This is a genomic window from Siminovitchia sp. FSL W7-1587, from assembly GCF_037963795.1.
Lineage (GTDB): Bacteria > Bacillota > Bacilli > Bacillales > Bacillaceae_C > Siminovitchia > Siminovitchia thermophila.
The window spans coordinates 1,311,967-1,331,660 of record NZ_CP150169.1; the positions used below are offsets into that span (position 1 = coordinate 1,311,967).

A 19,694-nucleotide genomic window follows, 5' to 3' on the forward strand; every position below is an offset into this window, starting at 1 on the left:
TTGCGCTTGGACTTTCAAGGGTACATGGCCATATCAGGGGCCATGGCGCGAACCGGAATTTTCGGCTATGGAGGAGGACCTTCCGTCATTCCGCTATTTCGCCATGAAGCTGTTGTTCGCTATCAGTGGATGACTGATCAAGAATTTGCTGAATTGTTGGCTTTTGCAAACGCCTTGCCTGGACCGATTGCCACTAAACTTGCGGCACAACTTGGCTATCAGCAAAAAGGAGCGATGGGAGCCGTTGTTGCGGTGATCGCCCATATTTTTCCTACCAGTGTGGCGATCGTGGCTTTATTGGGCGTACTTTATACAATGAAAGAATCTGTTATTGTCGCAGGAATGATTGCGGCTGTCAGACCCGTCATCGCGGTACTGCTCGGCATAACCGCATATGAATTTTGCGTAAAAACATGGGGCGGAATGGGGAAGGTCCTCGGTGTTGTTTTTGGTGTCGTTGCTTTCTTGCTGCTCGGCGTATTGGACATCCATCCGGCATTTGTGATTATGGCGTTCTTGGCATATGGAACGATTCACATCAAGCTGTACAGTTGGACAAAAAGAAAACTCTCCGGAGGAAGCGGTAAGCATCATGATAAAGGAGTATCATCATGATCTATTGGCATTTATTCTGGGCTTTTTTTATAGCAAATATCCTTGGCTACGGCGGAGGCCCTGCTACGATCCCGTTAACACAGCAGCAAATAGTCGATCATTACGGCTGGATGACGAATGAGGAATTCGTTGATATGCTGGCAGTCGCCAATGCGCTGCCTGGTCCGATCGCCACAAAAATAGCCGCTTTCACTGGTTTTCAGGAAGCGGGCTGGCTTGGGCTTTTAGTTGCCACAATAGGAACGGTGGCTCCATCTGCCATTGCCATCATTCTTCTTTTAAAATTGTTGAACCATTTTAAACAGTCGCCGGTAGTAAAAGGAATGACACTGTTGGTCCAGCCGGTTATTGCCGTGATGATGATCCAGCTCACATGGCAATTCAGCTCGGTTTCTTTTGCGTCCATTGGTGTGTGGCAATCTATTTTTATTGGCCTTGTTTCATTGATAGCGATTGTTTGGTGGAAAATTCATCCGGCCATCATCATTGTCGCCGCTTTTATTTATGGCGGTGCCCTTTTACCTTATTTTATGGCATAAAAAATGATTCCAGCAGGCAGACATATTTAGATTCAACTGAAAAAACTTAGTGGCGATCAGATTCAACTGAAGAAAGATCAAACGGCAGCTAACACCAAAACCATGTCTTCCGCCTGTGATGACGGGCACTAGTAAGACAAAAACGGTGTGCCGGTCAGGTGGGGTACGCTATATTTTCAAAACTGTGATGACGGGCACTAGTAAGACAAAAACGTCCCCTGTGCATTTGCTATCCCCTTGAGTTTTTTGAAAAATGGGAGTGCTTACGTAGCGCAAGCGCCGCCATAATCGTAAAAAGCCGCAATAAATTGTCATGGCTTTTTACGAAGTTGCCCGCTTTGCACTCACACCAGTTGGAACAAATCGGCAAGCAAAGACAGGAGATTCGTTTGCTCTCACACCACATACGATAGATCCCCTTGGATTGGAACATAGCTTATACTAATGAAATAGACTTGGACTTAACACGCACCCGTCATATCGTTATGTATCTATTTTTCTATGAGCAGCATAAGCCATGCAATACAGCTTTTCATTTTCCATATGGTAATCGATATACTCGCCGGGATGATCCGTAAATCCGATACATTCTTTTTCCACTAATTGAAATCCGCCGCTGAGGAGATTATTTTCCAGAAAAAGGGGCTGAATATTTTGAATATGGGAGTTTGGATATAGCTTCCGCAATTGTTGATGCGATTTAGCGTCCAAATCATAATAAGCCGTATATCCCAAAATAATCGTTTCTTTATTTAAATAAGGGCGCAATTTTTCCAAAGGCAAATAGCTGTTAAACAAGGAAAAATCGTTAAACGATAATACATCAATAACAACATCGATTACTGCGTGCTTGAAAGGAAGATCCAATTGGCTGTTTACTATGTATAGCACTCGCAACCCCGGATTAAAATGCTCTATTTTCCTTTTTAGTGTTCGCAACATTTCCATTGTATTGCCGCAGAACACATATAGCGCATCCGGCGTAAGGGAACAAAGCAGTTTGGGAGGAAATACATATGTCTCCACATTTGTCTCCAAAATCACTTTATGGGAAAAGTCTTGCCGCAGCAACCGATTAAAAATCCATTGATTCCCTTTTTCCAATAAACTGACAAAACTTGGCGTGATTTCTTCGATCATTTGCTGATCATATATATAATGTTCATTTTGCGGCGAAGTGCTGATATCCGGTGTGACGATAATGCCGTCCTTGATGACTGCCTCGTATCCGCAAGCGCAGTGCAGAGCACCTGTAAAGACATATTGTTCCTTAATAAAAGCATCTGTCAGATGCAGCGCCTTTTGACAGTGCGGACAATGGAACATCGATAAAAATGTAATGGGAACACCTGTAACAGCAGCCGCAACATTCATTTGATAAATGGATTCAATTTTTTCATCCAGCAAACGGAGGGAATGATTTGTTTTTTCCTTTTCCTGAAGGAGATTCTGCTTCTTTTCGATTAATACTTTTAAATAGAAATCTATTTCTTGGATGTCCACGAAATGGGTGACCCGTTTAATGGATATGACTCGATGGATTTCCTGCAAAGTGAATTGCAAGTCCTTCAGCTTCATGATTAACGTCATATCGTCGATGCAATTTTGATCAAAGTAATAGTGGGTTCTTTCTTTTGTCGGAATTAATAACCCCAACTCCATATAGTGGCGAACTGTATCAACGGTAACGCCGACATTTTTGGCAAATTGCCCAATTTTCAAGTTGGAAACCTCTCCTTTCCCGGACTGGTACTCTATTTATACAACAAACATGGGGTATGCTCAATGCTTTTTTATACATCACTTGTAATCTGCAATTGACGTTGTGTGAACCCAATGTTTTATGATATGTATAATATTATTGTAAGCGCTTCAATTAGAAAGGGGGAGTTTTGTGAACACATACGCTGATACCATCTTTTACAACGGCAACATCTATACCGTCGACAAAAACAGAAGCTGGGCGGAAGCGGTCGCCATATCCAACGGCAACATATTGTTTGTCGGCTCAAATGAGGAGGCGCAAAGCTATAAAAGCGCATGGACAAAAACGATTGATTTGAAAGGAAAACTGGTCCTGCCCGGTTTTGTTGACAGTCATGCCCATGTCAGTATGGGCGGAGCCGAAGCGCTCTTTACCGTCAAATTGAATCATTGCCGAAGCCAACAGGAAGCGGCAGATGCTGTAAAAAAGTATCTGGATGACACTCCCGGGGCTGAGGTTGTTATCGGAGTGGGCTGGGGAAATGCGATTGGAGCCGGGGTCGGACCGAGAAAAGAATGGCTGGATGAAATTGCGCCGCATGTGCCGGTTTGTCTTTACTCGGAAGATCACCACTCGCTCTGGGTCAACTCAAAGGCATTGGAACTTGCAGGTATTCGCAAAGAATCGGCCAACCCGAAAGGCGGGGTGATTGAACGGGACCGGGTAACGGGAGAACCTTCCGGAACGCTGCGTGAAAGCGCGATGAACCTCGTGACAAAAAACATCCCCGATTACACCGTCGAACAATACAAAGATGGAATTGTAGCCTATCAAAAAAGAGCCGCCGCGTGCGGTATCACATCTGTACATGAGCCCTTTATGAGAAATGGAAATGCGATTAGAGCATACAGCGAATTAGAAAAGGAAGGGAAGCTGACGATTAGGTATCGCAACTCCCTCTTTGTCGATCCGCACCTCGGTATTGATCAAGTGGATGAACTAGTGGCCGAAAGAAAAAAGCATCGTCATGGGCCCTATTTCCAGACAAATTCAGCCAAAATTTTTATTGACGGTGTCGTGGAAGGCGCAACAGCCTATCTGGAAGAGCCGTATGAACATATTGATTTCCGCGGCGAGCTGATCTGGGAGCCGGAAGTCTATAAAGAAACGGCGGCCAGGCTGCATAAAGAAAGATTTACGATCCACATTCACTCTATTGGGGACGCTTCTACTAGAATTGCATTGGACGGGCTTGCGTATGCGGAGGCGCAAGGCGAACCGTTTGATGCCCGGCACGCCATCACCCATCTCCAGCTCGTCAATCGTGAAGATATTGCCCGAATGAAGAAACTGAATATTGTGGCCGTTCCAAACCCGTACTGGTTCATGAAAGAGCCAAGCTATTACTTTGAGATCGAAGAGCCTTATCTTGGCAAGGAAAGAGCGGAATCACAATATCCGATGAAAAGCCTGATTAATGCGGGACTGATTGCCGCTTCCGCCAGCGACTACCCGGTGACATTGAATTTCCATCCGTTAAACGGCATCCAATTAGGTGTGACTCGGATTGAAATCGGGAAGTCAGATGAGCGTCTGATCCATAACCCGGCAGAAAGAACCTCACTCGCCCACATGATCGCAAGCTTTACAATCAATGGCGCTTATTCGCTCAAACTCGACCACCTGACAGGCTCGATCGAAAAAGGCAAAAAAGCCGATTTGATCGTGCTGGACCAAAACATATTTGAAATACCTGAAAGCAACATCCATCAAGCCAAGGTGCTGCTGACGTTATTTGAAGGAAAAGAAGTATTTCGCCATCAAGAATTTTACAACGATGAAGTAACGAAAGGAGAAGTTTGAAAAATGAGCAAACCGATCAAATTCTGTTTATCACTGTTCCTTGTGACTTCATTATTTTTGTCCGGCTGCGGCTCAAGCAGTTCTTCCGAAACCAGGGGAAAAGCGGATGAAAAGGTGTTGAATGTATTTAATTGGTCGGAATATCTGCCTGATTCAGTTATCCAGCAATTTGAGGAAGAAACAGGCATCAAGGTGAATTACACCACTTTTTCCTCCAACGAAGAGATGTACGCCAAGCTAAACAGCGGCAACCTTGGATACGATATTGCCGTTCCCACACTGTTTTTCATTGAAATGTTGGTGAAAGAGGGAATGCTTGAAAAAATCAATAAAGAGAATATCCCAAATTTAAAACATTTGAATCCCGATTTTACCGGCACATTTGCAGATCCCAATGATGAATATTCCGTTCCCTATTTATGGGGATCTGTCGTCATCGCCGTGAATAAGGAGCTTGTCAAAAAAGATATAAAGGGATATGAAGACTTGTTTGATCCCGAATTTAAAAACAGCTTAGTCATGCCCGAAGATAACCGGGCAGCCATTGGCGCGATGTTGGCCATTTTGGACTATCCAATCAACAGTACCGATGAAAAACAAATTGAAGAAGCCGGGGAACTCCTAAAAAAAATAAAGCCAAATATTAAAGCGTTTGATGGAGACAATCCGAAAGGACTGCTCATTACGGGCGAGGCAAAAGCCGGCATCATGTACAGCGCGGAAGCCGCACTGGCAAAACGGTCAAACCCCAATATTGAGATCATCTTTCCAGAAGAAGCCTCTTTCTTATGGCAAGACAATTTCGTCATCCCGAAAGGAGCCCCACATAAAGAAAATGCCGAGAAATTTATTGACTTTATTCTGAGGCCGGAAATGAGCAAAGAAATTTCCGAATCCTATCCGTATGGTAATCCTAACAATGAAGCTGTCAAGCTTCTTTCCGAGGAAATTCAACAAGAGATGACCATCCCGCAAGATTTCTTCGAGCGCTCCGAATATGCGAGAGATGTTGGGGAGGCAACTCTTCTTTATGATCGTATTTGGACCGAAGTAAAACAATAAAGCATAGAACAGCTTCCGGATACATATTCGAAGCTGTTCTTATTTTTTCGCGCCGCGGCGAACCCGTTTACACTTTGTAATGGTTTCGCTACCTCCCAATGATTGTCATGTACTCGCCACTTCTGAGACATTACTAGCTACTTTTTGTATTTACTCGCGACTTCCAAGTGATAAACTTTGCATTATGATCACCACTTACCGGAATACTTCATACTTTTTTCGTTTTACTCGCCAATTCACGAAGATGACTTGCCTCTTTTGCAATTGCTCCAATTTCAAGTGATAAGCATCTTGGATCTGCATCACCACTTACCAGCGGCTACTGGCCAATTGCGCATTTTACTCACAACTTCCTGAAGTTACGCCATTACTCGCTACTTACCGGAATTACTTGCCAAATTGCCATTACTCGCCAATTTCCTGAGTTACTATCCGCTTTTGCATTTTACTCGCCAATTCATGGAGATTACTCGCCAATTGCGCAATTTACTCGCCACTTCCTAGAGATACCTTTCCGCCTCTTTACAAATGGCAAGTCCGCCGCCAAGTCGGCAGCGGATTGTTTAACATGGCAACTTATTTTTGAACCGCACCATCTTTCCTTATCGTTCCTTCTTCACTTCTGCAATGGAATCGTCGATGATGGAGATGATGGTTCCCACTTCTTCTTTTGTGATACAGAATGGCGGCGCAAATGCCAATGTATCTTGACCTCCATAAACAATGCTTCGGCCCAGAAGTCCCCTGTCAAGCGCTTTGGCGACGACTTTTGCGGAAACCGGTTCGGCATACCGTTCTTTTGTTTCCACATTTTTGAAAAATTCTATGGCGCCAAGCAAGCCGGCTCCCCGGCGGTTCCCCAAGTTGTCATGCTTCTCTTCCAGGTATTTGAGCCCTTTTTGCAACTCGGCTCCCATGTTGCGGACATTTTCAACCATGTTTTCATTTTCAATGATTTCCAAGTTTTTCAGGGCAACGGCACAGCACATCGGGTGTCCGCTGTAAGTGTAGCCATGCCAGAAGTTGCCTGCGTAGTTTTCCATCAATTCTTTTTTGATTTTGTCGGAAATGACCATTCCGCCGATGGGCGCATATCCGCTTGAAATCCCCTTAGCCATACAAATAATGTCCGGAACGACACCAAACAGATCCATGCCGAACTTCTCGCCTGTTCTCCCGAAGCCACAAATGACTTCGTCCGCAATGAACAAAATATCATGTTTATCACACATTTCACGAACTTCTTTAAAATAGTCCTTTGGCGGCAGATTGACCCCGCCGGACCCCTGGATCGGCTCGGAAATGAAGGCCGCGATACTTTCTGCTCCCTCTTCTTCAATCAGCGCTCGCAACGATTCAATGGATGAATCAACATAGAGGAAGCCTTGTGCCAAAGAAGTGGTAAACTCCCTGAACGGCTCAATTCCCGTTGCGCTTGTCGATCCCATCGCAACCCCATGATAAGAAAGGCTGCGGGAAATAATTTTTGTTTTATTTGGCTGGCCTTTCACTTTCCAATAATGGCGAGCCGTTTTAAATGCCGTATCGTTTGATTCCGATCCTCCGGAAGTAAAAAAGGTGGTGTTCAAATCACCCGGTGTCCATTCCGCCACCTTTTTCGCCAGTTCGATGACAGGTTCATGGCTGTTTCCTCCGAAAGTGGAGCTAAAAGCAAGTTTTGACATTTGCTCTGCCGCCGCCTGGCCCAGCTCCGTTCTTCCATGCCCGATGTTGACATTCCAAAGAGATGATAAGCTGTCAATCAATTTCCTGCCTCTGATGTCTTTTAAATAAATGCCTTCTCCTTCTGTAAAAATAAAACCCGGTCCATTTTCCACATGCTGTCTAATAGAAGTGGACGGATGCAAAAAGTGTTTTTTGTCTAATTCCGCGAGTTCCGTAAATTTTATTTTCGCTTCATTTTTCATTTGTAAAGACATGTTGTATTCCTCCTATGAATTTTATATTTATTGAGCCTTTCTTTTTCTGACAAATTCAGGTATCGATTCCGCTGTCATATTTGGTCTATGATCTTCCTTAATTGTTTTGATCAGTGAATAGGTGATCAAAAGCAATATGACTGTAAAAGGCAGCGCTGTCACGAGGGAAGCTGTCTGCAGTCCTTGAAGCCCGCTGCTCTTGATAAGTACAACGACGATTGCTGCCATGAGTACACCCCATATCACTTTTACCATCATCGAAGGGTTTAAGTTTCCTTTGGAAGTCATCATGCCTAATATAAAAGCGGCTGAATCGGCAGATGTCACTAAAAATGTAACAATCAGTACGATAAAAATAAGAGATAACAGCGTACTCATTGGAAAATGTTCAAAAGTGGCAAACAAGGCACTTGTCACGTCGGTTTGGACGGCCGCGGCAATATTCGCATTTTGAAATAGATCCATGTGGATGGCTGTTCCGCCAAATACGCCGATCCAGACAATGGCGATGAATGGGGGCACGATCAATACACCGAAAATGAATTCACGGATGGTTCTCCCTTTTGAAATTCGGGCAATAAAAGCCCCGACAAAAGGCGACCAGGCGATTACCCACGCCCAATAGGCGACAGTCCACTCTTTTGTCCACATTCCGTTGTCATAAGGAGAAATGCCCAAACTCATTCCGAAAAAGTGTTGAATGTAATCCCCTATACCGAGTACTAAGCCATCCAGTATAAAACGGGTGGGTCCCAAAATCAGGACAATAATGATCAACCCCAAGGCCAAACTTAAATTCAATGTGCTTAGCCATTTAATTCCTTTGTCAAGACCCGTTACGGCAGAAGTGAGGTACATGACGAGCAAAAGCGCCGTAATGATCATCAGGTTGACATTATTTTGCGAAATGGAAAATACGTAATCGAGACCGCCGTTAATTTGCAAAATCCCCATGCCCAAGGAAGTCGCCACGCCCATCACCGTGGCGATGACCGCCAGTATATTAATCGCTTTATGGATTCCCTTTTTTACCGTCAGCGGCTTCAATATCGTGCTCATTTCGCCACTTTCCCCTTTGCGGAATTGAAAATAAGCCATAGCAAGCCCGACGATTGTAAAAACAGACCATTGATGTACACCCCAATTAAAGAAAGAGTATTGCATGGCGACCCTGGCTGATTCGGGCGTCTTTCCCTCGACAGGGAGGGGGCTTTCTACGAAATGGCTCATCGGCTCGGCGATTCCCCAAAAGACAAGCCCCGCTCCAAAACCACAGCTAAATAACATGCCGATCCATGTATAGAAAGGATAATCCGGCTTTTCATCATCCTTTCCGAGCCTTATCTTTCCGTATTTGCTGGCGGCCAGAACAAAGAGAAAAATGACGATAAACAAGACAGACAATAGATAGAACCATCCAAATGAATTTGTCATAAATTCATAGGCTGTATTAGCCGCATTTGCCAGACTTCCCGGATCGATCACTCCCCATAAAACAGCCAAAAAAACAATGACCGATGAAGTCCAGAAAGTGCTATTCATGAAACTCGAGTTTTGTTTATTGTTCATATATGACTCCTCTGCTCATTCTCTGATCCTTTACTTGATTCCAAGTCTGAAACTGACAACCTTTGGTTCTGTCATGTCTTGAATGGCATATTTGACTCCTTCACGCCCGAGCCCCGAACCTTTCACACCGCCAAACGGCATCCCATCAATTCGATAGTCACTGCTGTCATTGATCATGACTCCGCCCACATTCAGCCGATGGATTACCTGAAATGCCTTATCGATATCCTTTGTAAAAATCCCGGCTTGAAGACCGTAATGGACATTGTTGGCTTTATTGATGGCTTCCTCCACATCATCGACTGCATATAGTAATGCGACGGGGCCAAATATTTCTTCTTGGGCAATGGTGCAATGTTCCGGCACGTTTTCGATGACTGTGGGGGAGTAAAAAGCCCCATTGCGTTCGCCCCCAATTAAGAGATTTGCCCCCGCTGCGACAGCTTCTTTTACCCAGTTTTCCACGCGGATTGCTTCTTTTTCGTGTATAAGAGGGCCCATGTCCGTCGCTTCAAGCCCTTTATCACCCACTTTATATTTGGCGGTCTCCACAATGAACTGTTCTTTAAACGATTCATATGCTTCTTGTTCAACGTACATTCTTTGCACACCGATACAATTTTGTCCGGCTGCGGAAAATGCGCCCGAAACACAGGCCCTAGCGGCTTCTTCGATATTCGCATCTTGCAAAATGATCGCTGGAGAGTTGGAACCAAGCTCCATGCTTAATTTTTTCAAACCTGCTTTGCGCGCGATCCGCTCCCCTGTTTCCAACCCTCCTGTGAAAGAAATCATGCGTATGGCCGGATGCGTCACAAGCACATCTCCTATTTCTCTTCCAGTTCCTGTTACTACAGATAATATTTTCGGCGGAAGTCCCGCATAATCGAAAGCCTTCGCCAGCAACAACGCGCTTAAAGGGGTCACCGCTGCCGGTTTTACGATAATGGCGTTTCCCGAGGCGATCGCCGGCCCTACTTTATGGGCGACCAAATTTAAAGGATCGTTGAACGGTGTGATGGCCCCGATGATTCCGATTGGGAAACGATAATAATAGCCGACGCGGTTTTCACCTGTTTCCGATTGATCAAAGGGAATGGTTTCTCCTTGAACTCGCCTGGCTTCTTCGGCGCTCAACCTCAGTGTTTGGATACAACGCTTCACTTCATTTCTCGCTTCCCGGATTGTTTTGCTTCCTTCTTGTGAAATCGTGACAGCATATGCTTCACTTCGGTGTTCAATATAATCCGCCGCCCGGTTTAAAATGCTCATCCTCATGTGGACGGGCAATGCCTCCGCCACTTTTGCCCCTTCTTTTGCTTCTTCAATGGCGAATAACATCTCTTCCTTCGTAGCGGCGGGAACGGTTGTAATCAGAGCATTATCCTGGGGATTAAGAACGTCTATCGTCTTTTCGCTTCCAACCCATTTCCCGGCGAGATACATTTCCCGCCCCAGCACTTTTGTCGACAATTCCATCACGCCTTTCCGGATGTTTTAACAATCTATTTTTCCTGCCAATAAACGGATGGCCGTTTCGGTTAAAATGGAAGCTCCGATTTCAAGGCAACGTTCATCAATATCAAAAATATTGGTATGAAGATCACGGTTTTTTCCGTCCTCCAGCGCACATCCTAGAAAAAACATCGAACCCGGCACTTTTTCCGTCATGTATCCGAAGTCTTCCCCGCCCATGCCAAAAGGAGCTTTTACCACCTTCATATCCGGATATAAGTCTTTCGCCACTTTCGTTAGCAGAGTGTTGATGCGAGGATCATTTTTCAAGGCGGGCTCTCCCTTCTCTAAAGTGAAGGAATACCTCCCTCCTAATGACTCCGCTATTTTAAAAACATTTTCCACCTCGCGCCCAAGCTTCTCCCTTGTATCAGGTGAATACGTACGGATCGTCCCTGTAATCTCCACCTCTTGAGGAATGATATTGCTTGCGGTTCCAGTGTGAATTTTTCCAATGCTTGCAGCGGCGGTTTCCAAAGGAGAGGCCCTTCTAGAAATCAATCCGTAAAAAGATGGAAGGATGGCTCCCAGCATCCATATAGGATCTTTTGTAAGATGAGGATATCCTCCATGTCCGCCTTCCCCGATGATTTTCGCTTGGAAGACATCAACATTTGCCATGCTAAATCCATCATTTACTTGGATAACCCCTGGGGGTTGCCACGGACATACATGGAGTGCCAATATCGTTTCCACATGATCTAATGCTCCTTCTTGAATCATCCTTGGAGCACCTGACAGTCCCTCATGATCGGTATCTTCCTCAGCCGGCTGGAATATCAATCTCACTGTTCCTTCCACTTTTCCTTGCTTAAAAAGATTGGAAAACATGGTGGCCACACCGAGTAAAATCGCTGTATGGGCATCATGCCCGCAAGCATGCATCACGCCTTTTCGTTTAGACCTATACTCATGTTCATTTATCTCATCAATCGGAAGGGCATCCATATCAGCGCGCAAAGCGATGACTGGCCCGCTACCTGATGAGATTGTCCCCACTACTCCGGTTTTGGCCACTCCCGTTTCAATGGCAACATTGCCCAACTCTTTTAGCTTCTCGCAAACAAATGCAGCCGTATCATGTTCCTGAAAACTCAATTCAGGATACTGATGAAGGTGGCGGCGCCACTCTCTCATTTTTGCTGCTGCCGCCTGTGCTTCACTAACAATCGAAGTTTGACCCGCTGTCATCCCTAATCCCCCAAACGCTTTTTATGTGAAATGATGAGATTTTTTGTTGTGGATCTCCAGCCCAATCTCTCCATTTTCTATTAAAAATTGATAGGCATATAACGCAATCGCCGTATCTTGAGCACCCGTTCCAGTCAGGTCGCATACCGTGATTTCTTTATCATGTAGTCTTCCCGCCATTTTTCCTGCCGTCACTTCCCCAAGCTCGATTACGGGAGCATCTGAAGAGAGATAACCTTGCGCAATGGCATGGTGCAATTCTCCGAGCCTTTCACACTGCGCTTTCGTATCGCACACATATCTGTCTGCTATTTTCGGAATGTTGGCCGCCAATTCTTGCTTTTCTTCGGCGTCAGAACCCATTGCTGTAATATGCAGTCCAGAATGAAGCCAATCCGCCTGGATAATCGGTTGTTTGGCAGGTGTTGTCGTTACGACAATTTCGCTGTTTCGCACGACTGCTTCCGCTGTGTTTTCCAATTGGATGTCGACTTGTAAAATGTCCTCCATTTCATCCTTGAACTTTCGGGCATTTTCCCGGGAACGCCCAAAAACGATGATCCGTTCAAAATCCCTCACAAGTTGTAACGCTTTCATTTGATAGCGGGCTTGTGCCCCGGTCCCTATCACCCCAACCGTCTTTACGCGCTCTTTTGCTAAATACTTTGCAGCGATCGCTCCGGCGGCAGCCGTCCTAATCTCCGTTAGATAGCCGTTATCCAAAAGCAAGGCCTTCGGTTCGCCGGTGACGGCACTGATCAACATCATCAACCCGTTGGCACTCGGAAGCCCGAGCTGATCATTATTGAAAAATCCGGATGATACTTTTAAGGCAAACAAATCTTTTCCTGGAATATAAGCTGTTTTTACGTCCACTTCCCCGTTGTTTTCTTTAACGTCTACTCTCATGATGGGCGGCATGATCACTTCTTTTGTCGCCAGTTGTGTGAAAGCATCCTCAACGACAGGTAGCACCTGTTCATTTAACGTGACAAACTGTTTGATTTTGCTTTCCGTAAAAATATGCATGGTTTTCACCACCTAACTGATAATCGTTAAGTCCAAATCCTCTTTTACAATGAGCTCCCTGCGGTAATTCGCCAGCACTTCACAACCATTCTCCGTTACCCGGAACGACTCGCTGATTTCAATGCCGTATTCATCAAACCATAGGCCCGGAATTAAATGAAAAGTCATATTGGGCTGAAGGACGGTCAGATCTCCCCGTCTGATGCTAGCCGTATGCTCCCCCCAATCCGGCGGGTAATTTAAGCCCATCGAATAACCGACCCGGGATTCTTTTTCAATGCCATATTTTTGAATGACATTTGTCCAAGCCATCTCCACTTCTTCGCAAGTTATCCCCGGCTTTACCGCATCCAACGCTGTATTTAAACCTTCAACAACGATTTTCGATACTTCCAATGCTTCTTCACTTGGCTGGCCAATCGAGACGGTCCTGGCAAGCGGAGAGTGGTAGCGCTGATGACACCCGGCCAATTCAATAATGACCATTTCACCGTATTGATATTGTCGATCGGTCCATGTTAAATGTGGTGTCGATGTATTTTCTCCCGAGGGGAGCAACGGAACAATAGATGGATAATCTCCTCCAAATTCGGGTGTTCCCGTGATTAACTCTTTATAAATTTGCGCGACCACATCACATTCCCGGACACCTTCGGCAATGTGGGCAACAGCGGTATCCATCCCTCTTTCAACAATTTTCGCCGCCCGTTTTATATATTCAATTTCCTGTTCCGATTTGATGATGCGAATATAGTTTACAAGCAAGCTCGCATCCACAAAAGTGGCGTTCGGGAGGCTCTGCTTGAGACGCTCATAAGCCAGAGCCGAGAAATAGTAAGATTCCATTTCAAGTCCGATTCTTCGGTTTGACTGGCCGATTTGATGCAATATATCGGCGACAAATTCCATGGGATGCTTTTCTGAATGAATGTACGTGTCAGGATAAGGAATAATGTTACTTTCAAACAACCAAGTCGTAGCCCTTGCTCCGTTAGCATCCATATGCCTGCCAATCCAAATCGGCTGTTCCTCGTCAGCTATCACGGCCAAAACTTGATCAACATAAAAAGACCATCCGTTATAACCTGATAAATAGTTCATATTTGCGGGGTTTGTAATGAGCAATACATCGATTCCTTTTTTCAGCATTTTTTTCTTTGTTTTCATCAGCCTGTTTTGGTATTCTTGATGACTGAATGCCAACATATAAACGCCTCCTTTATGCAAGTGCTTTCAAAGCTGTAATCTCATTATAAAATGACGGTTATCGGAAAAACATCGTTCATTTTGTATGAACTTTTCACCCCCGCTTTTATACAATTTTTCCAAGTTGACATGATCAAAAAAGGAGCGCCCTTATAGATAAAGAACACGAAACTTGTTGCATTTTACTCGTGATACAGATTCCGAAAAAGCGCGAGCCCGTTTCTCTCTTGCCACCATGAAAGCCGTTTGGCATTAAGCGAAAACGCCGTTCCTCAGCCAACATTCTATCGATTTCATTACAGGACAAAAATAGGGAGCCAACGCCATTCTACCGATGTCAGTACAGGACGTAATTGGGGAGCAGTTCCATTCACCCTATTCGTTACAAGAAAAAAGTGGAGATCAGTCACCATTCACCAACAGCGTTATAGGAAAAAATGGAAATCAGTCACCATTCGCCAATATCGTTACAGGAAAAAAGCGGGATCCACCACCATTCGCCAATATCGTTACAGGAAAAAAGTGGGATCCACCACCATTCGCCAATATCGTTACAGGAAAAAAGCGGGATCCACCACTATTCGCCAATATCGTTACAGGAAAAAAACGAGCTGCAACATCTATTCAACCCATTCGTTACAAAAGTTGCGAAATGGCTCGACCTCTGTTTGTCGATTATCGAAATCGGATTAGCTGTAAAAAGGCTGCCGCGGCCTTTGCGACAACCTCATAAAAAAATACTCTTTTTACAGTTACGCCAGCCGAATGTTTGGTCGAACAAACAATTCACGTGGAAAATCGGCGAGTACTTCACATCCGGTTTCTGTCACTCTGAACGACTCACTAATTTCTATTCCGATGTGATCGAGCCAAATCCCGGGAATCATATGAAACGTCATATTGGGCTTTAATATTGTATGGTCACTCGGTCTGAGGCTTGCTGTATGCTCTCCCCAATCCGGCGGGTAATTAAGCCCGATAGAATACCCAATCCTGGATTCTTTTTTGATGCCGCTCTTTTCAATTGCCTTGCGCCATACGAGCTCCACTTCTTCGCAAGTCATTCCCGGTTTTACGGCATCCAAAGCCATATTGATGCCTTCAATGACAATGTTGGCGATATGTTGCATCTGATCAGTAGGCTTTCCCACAACAACCGTTCTCGCCAATGGTGAATGATATCTTTTATAGCATCCCGCCAATTCAATGATCACCGGATCGCCATTTTGCAAAACATCGTCTGTCCACGTAAGGTGGCAAGCCGAGGTTTTTTCTCCTGTCGGCAGCAGGGGGACAATCGAAGGATAGTCGCCGCCGAAATCTTCTGTTCCACTGATTTGTGCATGGGAGATCGCGGCTGCGACATCGCTTTGCCGAACTCCCTCCCAAATCGAATCAACACCCGTTTGCATTGCTTTTTCGGCAATTTTAGCCGCTTTTTTAATATACTCAATTTCTTGTTCTGATTTAATAATCCGCACCCAATTCACCAAGTTTGTGGCATCCTTAAAAGTCGCATTTGGGAGCCCGTCGGTAAGCTGAATATAGTTTTTGGCGGTAAAATAATATGCATCAAATTCAACACCCATGACACGATTAGCTTGCTTTTTCTTCTGCAAAACTCCCGCAACAAAATCCATAGGATGCTTTACATCCGATTGTACGTAGTCATCTTCATAAGGAATGATATGATCCTCATCCAACCACGTCGTATGTTTGGCCGCACTTGCGTCTTGTCCACGCCCAATCCAGAAAGGCTGTTCCTCATCAATCATGACAACAAGCATTTGATGGACATAAAAAGACCAAGCGTTATATCCGGTGAGGTAACATATATTCGCCGGATCTGTCACAAGCAAGAGATCCATTCCTTCAGCCTGCATCCTTTGTTTTGTTTTCCTGATCCTTTCTTGATATTCCAATATGTTAAACGATAACAAATCAATCCCTTCTTTCCATATATGATGTTGTTTTAAAACCCGTTTCTAAACCGTTTTAAAAACAATTGCAGCCGTTCCGTCTCCGGATTTTCCAGCACTTCTTCCGGCGGCCCTTGCTCAACAATGTTTCCCTGGTCGATAAACACGACGCGATCGGATATTTCACGGGCAAAATCCATTTCGTGCGTAACAAGAATCATCGTCATATTGCTCGTTTTCGCAATGTCTTTGATCGTCTTTAACACTTCTCCGACCAGTTCCGGGTCCAGAGCCGAGGTCACTTCATCAAAGAGCATTACCTTTGGTTCCATGACGAGTGCCCGGGCAATGGCCACACGCTGTTGCTGGCCTCCGGACAACTGCGACGGATATTTATCGACATGGTCTTTCAATCCGACTTTCTCCAGCATTTCAAGCGCCCGCTCCACCGCTTCCTGCTTCGGCACACCAAGCACATGGATCGGCGCCTCGATAACGTTCCTTAATATCGTCATATGCGGGAAGAGGTTGTACTGTTGAAAGACCATTCCGATTTTCCCGCGCACTTTCCGCAAATGTTTCTCATCCGCGGGCACTAGTCTTCCGTTGACTTCCTTGTGCCACAGCGGCTCTCCGTCTACTTCAATCACTCCGGACGTCGGTTCCTCCAATGTCATGAGCATCCGGATAATGGTCGTTTTACCCGAGCCGCTCGGACCGATAATCGTGATCTTTTCCCCCGGCTTGATATCAAGCTCAATTCCTTTTAACACTTCCGTTTCCCCGAACGATTTGCGGATATCCTGGTAAGAAACCATCGGACGTTCTGGCGGATGATCTTGGATGGCTCCCGGGGCCGGATCGTCCCCAACGGCTTTTTTCAATACGGTCATTTACAGGCTCACTCCTTTCGTGGCATGGTGTTTGCCGCCTGCCCTTTTCAGCTTTTTCTCCACATGCTGCACAAGCAGGGACGACGGGTAACTCAAAAGCAGGAACAACAGTCCCACAATCGTGATCGGTTCCAAATAACGCCACGTTTCAGACCCGATGATTTTGGCCGTCTGCAACATCTCCACCACCAAAATGGCGGATAGCAGCGGCGTCTCTTTAAACAACACGATGAGATAATTCCCAAGCATCGGGATGACGGGCGGAATCGCTTGCGGCAAAATCACTTTCACCCATGTCTGAGTCCGGGAAAAGTTCAGCGCCGTGCTTGCTTCCCACTGGCTTTTGGGCACCGCCTCTATCCCGGAGCGGTATATTTCAGATACATACGTGCTGTAGTGGATGCCAAGTCCCAAGGCACCCGTGAGAAACGGGCTCATGGCAAAACCGATGTACGGAATTTCCGGCAAAGCATAAAAGAGGAAAAACAGTTGGACGAGTGGCGGCGTACTGCGGACAAACTCGATAAATCCGACCGCCAGCCACTTCACCGGCTTGATCTTCGCCCGGCGAAGCAGTGTCAGCACAAGCCCGAGCACAAGCGCAATGAGATAAGCGACAACTGTCGCGCCAAGCGTAATCCACATCGCCTTGAGAATTCTCGGAAAAATATCAATCGCAAAACCCCAATCCCAGGTCATCCGGCCGCCACTCCCTTCGCCGCGCGTTTTTCAAGCCAACGCGCGCCAAATATGAGCGGCAGGGCGATGACAAAATAGAGCAGGAGAAGAAGCGTAAAGATTTCCACCTGATCCCCCGTATAATTATCTTTCAGCATCCTGCCTTGGAACGTCAGGTCGGCCAGAGTCACGAGCGAGACAAGTGACGTTCCTTTCAGGAGTTCAATCGAAATATTTCCGAACCCGGGCAGCATGATTTTAAACGCCTGCGGCAAAATGACGAGCCGCATTCGCTGCCAACGAGTCATATTAAGAGCAATACCGGCTTCCGTCTGTCCGCCGGGTATGGCCAAAATCGCTCCCCGGACAATCTCCGATGCATAAGCCCCATAGTTCAGGCTAAGGGCGATCACCCCTGCTGTAAACGGAGACAGTTCCACACCAAAGGCCGGGAGAGCAAAGAAGAAAAAGAACATTTGCACAAGCAGGGAAGTGCCGCGAAACAGCTCGACCATCACTCCCGTCAAAAACCGGACGATCCAAAAGCGCGACACTCTGCCCAAACCGAAAAGAAAGGCAAGGAAAAAAGCTAACACCGCCGATAAAACCAGCACCTGGATGGTGACTTTCGCTCCCTGCAACAATTCTGGAAGAAACTGTATATACGAATCTATCGTTCTTCGGCCTCCTTCTGTTTTCTGATGAAACAAAAGAGCGGCAGTCATGATCACCGCTCCTCTCCTTTTGTTTACTTCTCTACATCCATCTGTTTCATTACTTGGAACAACGGTCTGCGGTTGTGACCTCATCCGGCAAATTATCTTCGCCAAAACCAAACTCTTGATAAATCTCCAAAATCTTACCTGAATCGATTAACTTCTTTAATTCGGCGTTGTATGCTTCCCTCAGCTCCTTGTCTTCCTTGCGGAAAACAGCGGCCCCGTAGCTCATGACGCTCTCTTCGTCAATGACCGGCTGTGTGAAAGGCTTGGCTTCTTCGATTTTGGATTCATCGGCTGAAGCGACCGCTTCACGCAACGTCGCCTCCGTCATGACTGTCGCATCGACACGTCCGGATGAAACAGCGGCAATATTCGACGAAATGCTGTCGGCCGTTTCAATTTGGCTTTCATCCACACCAAGCGATTTCAGGAAATTAAACTGATTCGCTCCCGCCATAATGGACACTTTTACATCCGGATTCGCGGCAATATCTTCATAGCTGTGCAAATTTTTCGGATTGCCTTTTTGAACAGCCATCCCTTCCCCGTACCGGATTTCAACATCACCAAACGCCGCTTCCGAGCAACGTTCCGGACGGATATCCATTCCGGCGGTAATAACATCAAACCGGCCCGCCTTCAAAGCCGGAATCAAGGAACCGAACTCCGTTACCTCTCCTTCCACTACTTCTACACCCATCTCTTTAAAAACGGCTTTTGTTATTTCGGGAGCGACACCTGTGACTTCGTCCCCGTCCATATAGCCGTACGGCTTTTCATTGGCTACGCCAAGTTTGACCTTTCCTTCTTTCTTGATTTGTTCAAGAGTGTTTTGTCCGTCTTTTCCTTTCCCTCCGCTTTTAGACGAACTGTTGGAACCGCATGCACTAACAACAATCAAAAGTACGGCCGCTAAAATGACAAAATACTGTTTCATGAATACTCCCCCTGTTCACTATTTTTTTAATGGAACCTTAAAAAGTGTTGTAGGCAACGGTTTCCCCTTTTCAGCTGTACAGCACTAAAAAGATGTCAAGTCCTGGCGCTCCCATATCATCATGCCGGTGAAGATTTATGATGAATTTTGTCGTTATATGTAATTGTAAGTGCTTTCATTAGCCTTCATTATAAATAGTTGAAATGTAAAAAACATTATAAAATTTGTATGAACTTCATGGGCGTGTCTTTATACAATTTGATGAAAAGAACGCCATCGCCTAGACAAATACACATGCGTATGGCGTATAC

Annotated in this window: 17 protein-coding genes; 5 read left to right on the forward strand and 12 right to left on the reverse strand. The window is 45.6% G+C overall.

Translation table 11 applies throughout. The features are described from left to right. Window positions 1–24: 24 nt before the first annotated feature. Together NST31_RS06145 and NST31_RS06150 are read left to right on the forward strand one after the other, a co-directional pair. Window positions 25–615 (forward strand): chromate transporter, encoded by a 591-nt coding sequence (locus tag NST31_RS06145; protein WP_077113184.1) that lies wholly within the window; start codon window positions 25–27, stop codon window positions 613–615. Beyond that, window positions 612–1,154: a chromate transporter gene (locus NST31_RS06150; protein ID WP_077113090.1), complete on the forward strand. Its 543-nt coding sequence runs from the start codon at window positions 612–614 to the stop codon at window positions 1,152–1,154. The genes NST31_RS06145 and NST31_RS06150 overlap by 4 nt, the downstream gene beginning before the upstream one ends. 483 nt (window positions 1,155–1,637) lie before the next feature. On the opposite strand, the gene NST31_RS06155 is transcribed toward NST31_RS06150, so the two are convergent. Continuing rightward, window positions 1,638–2,876, reverse strand: a complete 1,239-nt coding sequence (locus NST31_RS06155; RefSeq protein WP_339164573.1) for a MerR family transcriptional regulator — start codon at window positions 2,874–2,876, stop codon at window positions 1,638–1,640. 172 nt (window positions 2,877–3,048) lie between these two features. On the opposite strand from NST31_RS06155, the gene NST31_RS06160 reads away from it, so the two are divergent. Both NST31_RS06160 and NST31_RS06165 read left to right on the forward strand, forming a co-directional pair. Beyond that, window positions 3,049–4,722 (forward strand): amidohydrolase family protein, encoded by a 1,674-nt coding sequence (locus tag NST31_RS06160; protein WP_339164574.1) that lies wholly within the window; start codon window positions 3,049–3,051, stop codon window positions 4,720–4,722. A 3-nt stretch (window positions 4,723–4,725) separates the two neighbouring features. Further along, window positions 4,726–5,784, forward strand: coding sequence for a spermidine/putrescine ABC transporter substrate-binding protein (locus NST31_RS06165; RefSeq protein WP_077113088.1), 1,059 nt, complete (start codon window positions 4,726–4,728; stop codon window positions 5,782–5,784). 602 nt (window positions 5,785–6,386) lie between these two features. On the opposite strand, the gene NST31_RS06170 is transcribed toward NST31_RS06165, so the two are convergent. Genes NST31_RS06170 through NST31_RS06195 form a run of 6 tightly spaced genes read right to left on the reverse strand, consistent with a single transcriptional unit; the run spans window position 6,387 to window position 14,234 of the window. Beyond that, a complete protein-coding gene (locus tag NST31_RS06170) occupies window positions 6,387–7,724 on the reverse strand; it encodes an aspartate aminotransferase family protein (RefSeq protein ID WP_339164576.1) in 1,338 nt (445 codons plus the stop codon). Between the two features lie 27 nt (window positions 7,725–7,751). Next, entirely contained in the window at window positions 7,752–9,293 is a 1,542-nt protein-coding gene (locus NST31_RS06175; protein WP_339164579.1) for a BCCT family transporter, read from the reverse strand. 30 nt (window positions 9,294–9,323) lie between these two features. Further along, the gene (locus NST31_RS06180; protein ID WP_339164581.1) at window positions 9,324–10,772 is read right to left on the reverse strand and encodes an aldehyde dehydrogenase family protein; all 1,449 of its coding nucleotides are present in this window, start codon (window positions 10,770–10,772) and stop codon (window positions 9,324–9,326) included. A gap of 18 nt (window positions 10,773–10,790) precedes the next feature. After that, complete coding sequence (locus NST31_RS06185) at window positions 10,791–11,999, reverse strand: amidohydrolase (RefSeq protein WP_339164583.1); 1,209 nt, start codon at window positions 11,997–11,999, stop codon at window positions 10,791–10,793. A 21-nt stretch (window positions 12,000–12,020) separates the two neighbouring features. Next, window positions 12,021–13,028 (reverse strand): cyclodeaminase, encoded by a 1,008-nt coding sequence (locus NST31_RS06190; RefSeq protein WP_339164585.1) that lies wholly within the window; start codon window positions 13,026–13,028, stop codon window positions 12,021–12,023. 12 nt (window positions 13,029–13,040) lie between these two features. Further along, window positions 13,041–14,234 carry a M24 family metallopeptidase gene (locus NST31_RS06195; RefSeq protein WP_339164586.1) on the reverse strand — a complete coding sequence of 398 codons (1,194 nt, stop codon included), beginning with the start codon at window positions 14,232–14,234 and terminating at the stop codon, window positions 13,041–13,043. A 334-nt stretch (window positions 14,235–14,568) separates the two neighbouring features. On the opposite strand from NST31_RS06195, the gene NST31_RS06200 reads away from it, so the two are divergent. Continuing rightward, on the forward strand, window positions 14,569–14,967 hold the full coding sequence (locus NST31_RS06200; RefSeq protein WP_339164587.1) for a hypothetical protein: 399 nt from the start codon (window positions 14,569–14,571) through the stop codon (window positions 14,965–14,967). Between the two features lie 19 nt (window positions 14,968–14,986). On the opposite strand, the gene NST31_RS06205 is transcribed toward NST31_RS06200, so the two are convergent. The 5 genes from NST31_RS06205 to ehuB form a co-directional block, all read right to left on the reverse strand. Beyond that, a complete protein-coding gene (locus NST31_RS06205) occupies window positions 14,987–16,174 on the reverse strand; it encodes a M24 family metallopeptidase (RefSeq protein WP_339164589.1) in 1,188 nt (395 codons plus the stop codon). Between the two features lie 32 nt (window positions 16,175–16,206). Continuing rightward, window positions 16,207–16,971, reverse strand: a complete 765-nt coding sequence (gene ehuA / locus NST31_RS06210) for an ectoine/hydroxyectoine ABC transporter ATP-binding protein EhuA (RefSeq protein ID WP_339165490.1) — start codon at window positions 16,969–16,971, stop codon at window positions 16,207–16,209. Window positions 16,972–17,046: 75 nt separating this feature from the next. Continuing rightward, window positions 17,047–17,745, reverse strand: coding sequence for an ectoine/hydroxyectoine ABC transporter permease subunit EhuD (gene ehuD, locus NST31_RS06215; RefSeq protein ID WP_339164590.1), 699 nt, complete (start codon window positions 17,743–17,745; stop codon window positions 17,047–17,049). Next, window positions 17,742–18,449: an ectoine/hydroxyectoine ABC transporter permease subunit EhuC gene (ehuC, locus tag NST31_RS06220; RefSeq protein ID WP_339164591.1), complete on the reverse strand. Its 708-nt coding sequence runs from the start codon at window positions 18,447–18,449 to the stop codon at window positions 17,742–17,744. Before ehuC ends, ehuD begins: the two co-directional genes overlap by 4 nt. 49 nt (window positions 18,450–18,498) lie before the next feature. After that, on the reverse strand, window positions 18,499–19,383 hold the full coding sequence (gene ehuB / locus NST31_RS06225) for an ectoine/hydroxyectoine ABC transporter substrate-binding protein EhuB (protein WP_339164593.1): 885 nt from the start codon (window positions 19,381–19,383) through the stop codon (window positions 18,499–18,501). Window positions 19,384–19,694: the final 311 nt, after the last annotated feature.

Bases quoted from the DNA above. Each gene is read 5' to 3' on its own strand.
- NST31_RS06200 (WP_339164587.1), top strand. From the start codon at position 14,569: ATGTCAGTACAGGACGTAATTGGGGAGCAGTTCCATTCACCCTATTCG.
- NST31_RS06180 (WP_339164581.1), bottom strand. From the start codon at position 10,772: ATGGAATTGTCGACAAAAGTGCTGGGGCGGGAAATGTATCTCGCCGGG.
- ehuB (WP_339164593.1), bottom strand. From the start codon at position 19,383: ATGAAACAGTATTTTGTCATTTTAGCGGCCGTACTTTTGATTGTTGTT.
- NST31_RS06185 (WP_339164583.1), bottom strand. From the start codon at position 11,999: ATGACAGCGGGTCAAACTTCGATTGTTAGTGAAGCACAGGCGGCAGCA.
- NST31_RS06170 (WP_339164576.1), bottom strand. From the start codon at position 7,724: ATGTCTTTACAAATGAAAAATGAAGCGAAAATAAAATTTACGGAACTC.
- NST31_RS06145 (WP_077113184.1), top strand. From the start codon at position 25: ATGGCCATATCAGGGGCCATGGCGCGAACCGGAATTTTCGGCTATGGA.
- NST31_RS06165 (WP_077113088.1), top strand. From the start codon at position 4,726: ATGAGCAAACCGATCAAATTCTGTTTATCACTGTTCCTTGTGACTTCA.
- ehuD (WP_339164590.1), bottom strand. From the start codon at position 17,745: ATGACCTGGGATTGGGGTTTTGCGATTGATATTTTTCCGAGAATTCTC.
- NST31_RS06175 (WP_339164579.1), bottom strand. From the start codon at position 9,293: ATGAACAATAAACAAAACTCGAGTTTCATGAATAGCACTTTCTGGACT.
- NST31_RS06195 (WP_339164586.1), bottom strand. From the start codon at position 14,234: ATGTTGGCATTCAGTCATCAAGAATACCAAAACAGGCTGATGAAAACA.
- NST31_RS06190 (WP_339164585.1), bottom strand. From the start codon at position 13,028: ATGCATATTTTTACGGAAAGCAAAATCAAACAGTTTGTCACGTTAAAT.
- NST31_RS06150 (WP_077113090.1), top strand. From the start codon at position 612: ATGATCTATTGGCATTTATTCTGGGCTTTTTTTATAGCAAATATCCTT.
- ehuC (WP_339164591.1), bottom strand. From the start codon at position 18,449: ATGACTGCCGCTCTTTTGTTTCATCAGAAAACAGAAGGAGGCCGAAGA.
- ehuA (WP_339165490.1), bottom strand. From the start codon at position 16,971: ATGGTTTCTTACCAGGATATCCGCAAATCGTTCGGGGAAACGGAAGTG.